At 56.9% G+C, this 1,579-nt stretch carries 2 protein-coding genes; both read left to right on the top strand.

Annotation, left to right across the window (positions count from 1 at the left end; genetic code table 11):
• Window positions 1–1,119, top strand: a 1,119-nt coding sequence (locus IV04_RS24055) for a type VI secretion IcmF C-terminal domain-containing protein (RefSeq protein ID WP_037441716.1), incomplete at its 5' end; no start/stop codon positions are given.
• Between the two features lie 114 nt (window positions 1,120–1,233).
• Window positions 1,234–1,579, top strand: a 346-nt coding sequence (locus IV04_RS24050) for a type VI secretion system baseplate subunit TssF (RefSeq protein WP_037441713.1), incomplete at its 3' end; no start/stop codon positions are given.

Raw genomic sequence — 1,579 nt, 5'->3', positions numbered from 1 at the left:
TTTGGTCCGTTGCTGGCCCTGATGGGCAAAGGCAATACCCAGACCATGATGTCGTCTGACAGCTCGCTCAGCCTGCAGACCTTGCTCACCCGTGTTACCCGTGTGCGCCTGAAACTGCAGCAGGTTGCCAGCGCGGCCGACCCGCAAGAGATGATTCAGGTGTTGGCACAGACGGTGTTCCAGGGCAAAAACGTTAACCTGACCGACACCCAGGAATATGCCAGCCTGATTGCTGCCAGCTTGGGAGAAGAATGGAACAACTTCGGCCGGACGATGTTTGTTCAGCCACTGACCCAGGCCTGGGAAACGGTGCTGCAGCCTTCATCGGCCAGTCTGAATGACCAGTGGAAAAACGCTATCGTGGTGAACTGGAAGTCGGCCTTCGACGGGCGCTACCCGTTTGCCGCGAGCAAAAGCGATGCCTCATTGCCGATGCTGGCCGATTTTATCCGCAAAGACAGCGGGCGTATCGACAGTTTCCTGACCAGTGAACTGAGTGGGGTGCTGCATAAGGAGGGCACGCGCTGGGTACCGGACAAGGTAAACAGCCAGGGGCTGACCTTTAATCCCGAGTTCCTGGCGGCCATTAATCAGTTGAGCCAGATTTCTGACATCCTGTTCACCGATGGTAGCCAGGGGTTGCGGTTTGAGTTGTTGGCCCGTCCGGTCCCGGATGTGGTGGAAACCAACCTGTCGATTGATGGCCAGAAACTTCATTATTTCAATCAGATGGAAAGCTGGCAAAGTTTCCGCTGGCCGGGGGACACCTATAAACCGGGTGCCATGCTGACCTGGACCAGCGTGGATGCCGGTGCCCGCCTGTACGGTGACTATCAGGGCACCTGGGGCCTCATTCGCTGGCTCGAACAGGCGAAGCAGCAGAAACTGGATGAAGGGCGTTATCAATTGACGTTCACCACCCCGGACAACGCGCCGTTGCAATGGATATTACGCACGGAGCTGGGTAAAGGTCCGTTGACGCTGCTGCAGTTGCGTAACTTCACGCTGCCGACGCAGATCTTTCAGCTACAGAATACCCCAGAGCCGATGGCACATACCCCTGATGATGAGTTTGTGCAGGAGGATAACGTGCCGGTTCAGGCTCCAGCGAAACGGTGATGACAACGTTTCTCTATAACACCACAGCACCGTCCCACGTTCCCCTTCCGGGAAGTGGGAATACGGTTTTCTGATGTTTCCCTCAGCGCTATTGGCATAACGAACAAGAGAGCTATGGACGACTTAACCCTGCGTTATTTTGACGCCGAAATGCGTTACCTGCGCGAGGCGGGCGAAGAGTTTGCCCGCGCGCACCCCGACCGGGCTGCCGGATTGAATCTGGATAAAGCCGGTGCCCGTGACCCCTATGTGGAACGCCTGTTCGAAGGCTTCGCCTTCCTGATGGGCCGCTTGCGGGAAAAACTCGACGACGACCTGCCGGAGCTGACCGAAGGGCTGGTCAGCCTGCTGTGGCCCCACTACCTGCGCACCATACCTTCCCTGTCGATTGTGGAGTTCACCCCGGAATGGCAGGGCATGAAAGAGCGTATGGTGGTCAACAAAGGCTTTGAAGTGCTGT

Source organism: Serratia sp. Ag1 (assembly GCF_000743355.1).
Lineage (GTDB): Bacteria > Pseudomonadota > Gammaproteobacteria > Enterobacterales > Enterobacteriaceae > Chania.
The sequence above is the reverse complement of the archived record's forward strand: the minus strand, read 5'-3'. Positions and strand labels throughout refer to the sequence as shown.